Source organism: Nocardioides sp. CPCC 206348 (genome assembly GCF_048654705.1).
Classification (GTDB): Bacteria; Actinomycetota; Actinomycetes; order Propionibacteriales; family Nocardioidaceae; genus Nocardioides.
In genome coordinates this window covers 74,132-77,791 of the sequence record NZ_JBMCZA010000216.1, presented here as the reverse complement: position 1 = coordinate 77,791, position 3,660 = coordinate 74,132, and the positions used below count along the sequence as shown (strand labels likewise).

Genomic DNA, 3,660 nt, shown 5'->3' with positions numbered 1-3,660 from the left:
GCACGGCGGATCAAGGCCTTCCCGGTGCCGATCGGCGGCTTCGGCGATGCCGACCAGCTCGCCGCCTGGGTGGTCTTCATGCTCTCCGACGCCGCGGACTTCCTCTGCGGGAGCGTCGTCTTCGTCGACGGCGGGTCTGACGCATGGTTCCGTGCGACCGACTGGCCGCGCCCCGTGCCCGCCCGCCACCTCCGGCGCTACGTTGCCCGGATGCGGTCCTTCCGCCAACGCGCCCGGAGCGGAGCCTGAGCCGGCCGCATCCTTGAGCACTGATCGAATACCGATTGAGTACTGACGGACGAACGGCCCGCCGATCCGGAAGATCGACGGGCCGTTGTCATTGAACGGTGCCGGCTACTTCTGCAGGTAGCAGGGTTCCGTGAACTCGTACGCCTCAGCCGTCTTGCCCGTGAAGGGCTCGACTGCGACGGACACCTTCGACGACGCGGCCTCGTCGACCTTGTTCAGCTGCGTCACCCGGACGGCGGCCTCGTTCGGGTCGCCTTCGTAGTTGGCCGTCCCCTCCGGGAGCGTGCCCTCGCTGTCGATCCCGGTCAGGCTGTTGGCAGCGTCGACCATGCCTTCGCGGTCGAGCGAGTCGTCGGCGATGGCCTTCTCGATGACCGCCTTGAGCACGTAGCCGCTGCTGTAGCCGATGGAGTACCAGTCGTTCGGCGCCTGGTCGCCCGCGGCGGCCCGCATCTTCTCCATGCCGGGGACGTCCGCGTCCCAGGCCGGGAACGAGGTGGCCTGCTGGTAGAGCGCCGTGATCGCCGGTCCGGCCGGCGACGCCAGCACGGCGGAGTTCCAGCTCGGGATGGACCCGATGAACTTGCCGGTGAACTTCTGCGCCGCGCTGCCACCGACGACCGAGGCCATCTCCTTGGGGCTGGTCGCGATCACGACGTAGTCGGGCTTGGCCTTGAGCAGGGCACCGATCGCTGCGGACTGGTCGTCACCACCGTCGACCGTGCCGGTCGTGATGTCGGTGAACTTGAGGCCGCGCTCCTTGGCGGCGATGCGGGCACCCACCATGGCGTCGTCGCCGTAGTCACCGGGGAAGTGCACGACGGCGACCGACTTCGCGCCCTGGTCCGCGGCGTAGTCGACGATGTTCATCGCCTCGGTGCAGTAGCTGGAGCCGACCTCCAGCGAGATGTCGTCGAAGATCCAGTTCGAGCCGAGCGACGCCGGACCGACCAGGATCGACTCGTTGGTGGCGTCCTCGAGGATCGCGTTGGTGTGTGCGGTGCCCAGCGACTGGGTGACGGCGAGGATGTCGTCCTTGATCTCGTTGAACAGCTCGGCATGCTTCTCCGGGTCGTAGCCGCTGTCCTTGACGTACGTGGTCACGTCGACCTCGTAGTCACCGATGCCACCGGCCTTGTTGACCTCGTCCCAGAAGGTCTTCTGGCCAGCGGTGAACGGCTCGCCCACGCCCTTGAACACGCCCGTGAGGTCGGTGACCGTGCCGAGGTAGATGCAGCCCTTGTCCTTGTCGATGGCGTTCGGGCACGCGTCGTCGGTGACGCCCGGCGCGGCACCGCCGCTCGAGTCGTCGTCGCGCCCGCAACCCGCGATCGCCATGGTGACGGTCAGGGCAGTCGCAATGACTCCCAGTGATCTCGACCTTCGGTTCACGGTTCCTCCTGTGGTTGTGCTGCTGTTGTGATGGTGCAGCCCGGTTGGGCGGTCAATAAGAGAAGGGGAAGCTCTTCCAGTACGTGCGCACGCGATGCCAGATGCCGAAGAGACCGCGTGGCTCGAAGAGCAGGAAGGCGACGATCAGGACGCCGTACATGATCTGCTCGAACTCGAAGATGTTCGGGTGCTCGCTGGCCGAGCTCGACAGGAACGGCACGAACGCGGGCAGCTCGCTCGCAAGGCGCGGCAGCAGCGCGATGAGCATCGCGCCCATGATCGTTCCGGAGATCGTGGCAACGCCGCCGATCAGGACGATCGCGATGAACTGGACCGACATCAACAGGCTGAAGGACTCCGGCGTGAAGTGGCCGCTGGCCGAGAACATCAGCGCCCCGCAGATACCCGCGTAGAACGACGAGATCGTGAACGCGACGATCTTGTAGCGGGTGAGGTTCACGCCCATCACGCCGGCGGCGACGTCGCGGTCGCGGATCGCCGAGAACGCGCGGCCGATCCGGGAGCGCGCGATGTTGCGGGCCAGGACGGCGGCCACCACGAGGACTCCGAGGAACAGCCAGTAGAGCTTCTGCTCCTCGGTCCAGCCGCCCTTGAACCCGTTGTCGACGGTGAACTGGATGCCGAACAGCTCGGGCTTCGCGGCCTCGCGGCCGACCTGCGGACCGCCGCTCATCTCGTTCCACTCGAAGAAGAAGTACTGCCCGATGAAGACCAGGCCGAGGGTGACGACGGCGAGGTAGAGCCCGCGCAGGCGCGTGGCCAGGGGCGCGACCAGCGCACCGGCGAGCGCAGCGATCAGGCCCGCACCGATCAGCCACAACGGCATGAAGTCGACACCGAAGCCGAGGTAGCGGCCGTCGGGGTCGCCGGAGAGTACGGCGGCGGCGTAGGCGCCGATGCCGACGAAGAACGCATGCCCCAGGGAGACCTGGCCGGCGTACCCGGTCACGAGGTTGAGGCCGATGGCGCCGATCGCCAGCACCAGGCCACTGCCGAGGATGATCAGCAGGTTGTCGGACACCAGCATCGGCATCAGAGCGGCCACCACGAGCACCGCGATCGTGCCGAGCACCTTCGAGCGCGTGTTGAGCAGCGCCATGTCCTGGCGGTAGCTGGTGTAGAGCTCGGGGCGTCCCCACTTGCTCGTCAGGGAGGTCATACGCGTTCAACCTCTCTGGTGCCGAACAGCCCGTAGGGCCTGACGAGGAGCACGATCAGCATCACCAGGTAGGGCGTGATCGAGCCGATGTTGGTGTCCAGGCCCGGGAACCAGTCGCGGTGGTACGACGTCACGATCTGTTGCGTGACGCCGATGACGAGGCCACCCAGGACTGCGCCGCCGAGCGAGTCGAGTCCGCCGAGGATGATCACCGGCAACGCGAGCAGCGCGATGTGCCAGTGGTTCTGGTCGACCGTGCGACCGGCTGCGGCAAAGACCCCGGCCACGGTGGCGAGCGCGCCGGCCAGTCCCCACGACACGGCGAACACGGTGCCGACGCTGACACCCTGCGCCATCGCGGCTTCCTGGTCGAGGGCCGAGGCCCGCATGGCCAGGCCGATCGGCGTCCACCGGAAGAACGCGAACAGCGCCAGCACGAGCACCGTCGTCACTGCGAAGGCAGCCAGGTCGCGGTGCTCGATGTAGACGCCGCCCACCTCCCAGGCATCCAGTCCCCACGGATCGCCCACCGTGCGCTGGTCCGAGCCGACGAACATGCCGGACACGATCCGCACGATGATGTCGATGCCGATCGTGATGATGGCGATGACGAAGACGGCCTTGCCGACCATCGGCCGGATCGCGATCCGTTCGACGACGAGCGCGACGGCAGCGATCGCGATCGCACCGACGACCACTGCGGCGAAGAAGCCGATCTCGGGCGACAGGTAGGTCACCAGCACCGTGCCGGCGAGCAGGAACGACGGCTGCGCGAAGCTGATCACGCCCATCGACTTGTAGATGATCACGAAGCCGAGGGCGAGCAGGGCGTAGATCGA

The 3,660-nt window shown here is 67.1% G+C and carries 3 protein-coding genes and 1 pseudogene; 1 reads left to right on the top strand and 3 read right to left on the bottom strand.

Features of this window, described 5'->3' with window-relative positions; all coding sequences use genetic code 11:
• Positions 1 to 249 (top strand): annotated as a pseudogene (locus tag ACOADB_RS23715) (NAD-dependent epimerase); the annotation flags it as partial.
• 105 nt (positions 250 to 354) lie between these two features.
• On the opposite strand, the gene ACOADB_RS23710 reads toward ACOADB_RS23715, so the two are convergent.
• The 3 genes from ACOADB_RS23710 to ACOADB_RS23700 all read right to left on the bottom strand — a co-directional run.
• Positions 355 to 1,641: an ABC transporter substrate-binding protein gene (locus ACOADB_RS23710; RefSeq protein WP_378604551.1), complete on the bottom strand. Its 1,287-nt coding sequence runs from the start codon at positions 1,639 to 1,641 to the stop codon at positions 355 to 357.
• 52 nt (positions 1,642 to 1,693) lie between these two features.
• Positions 1,694 to 2,821 (bottom strand): branched-chain amino acid ABC transporter permease, encoded by a 1,128-nt coding sequence (locus ACOADB_RS23705; protein ID WP_378604548.1) that lies wholly within the window; start codon positions 2,819 to 2,821, stop codon positions 1,694 to 1,696.
• On the bottom strand, positions 2,818 to 3,660 hold an 843-nt coding region (locus tag ACOADB_RS23700), incomplete at its 5' end, for a branched-chain amino acid ABC transporter permease (RefSeq protein WP_378604545.1). The genes ACOADB_RS23700 and ACOADB_RS23705, both read right to left, overlap by 4 nt.

Excerpts from the sequence above, each read along its gene's own strand:
- ACOADB_RS23705 (WP_378604548.1), bottom strand. The coding sequence starts at position 2,821 with ATGACCTCCCTGACGAGCAAGTGGGGACGCCCCGAGCTCTACACCAGC.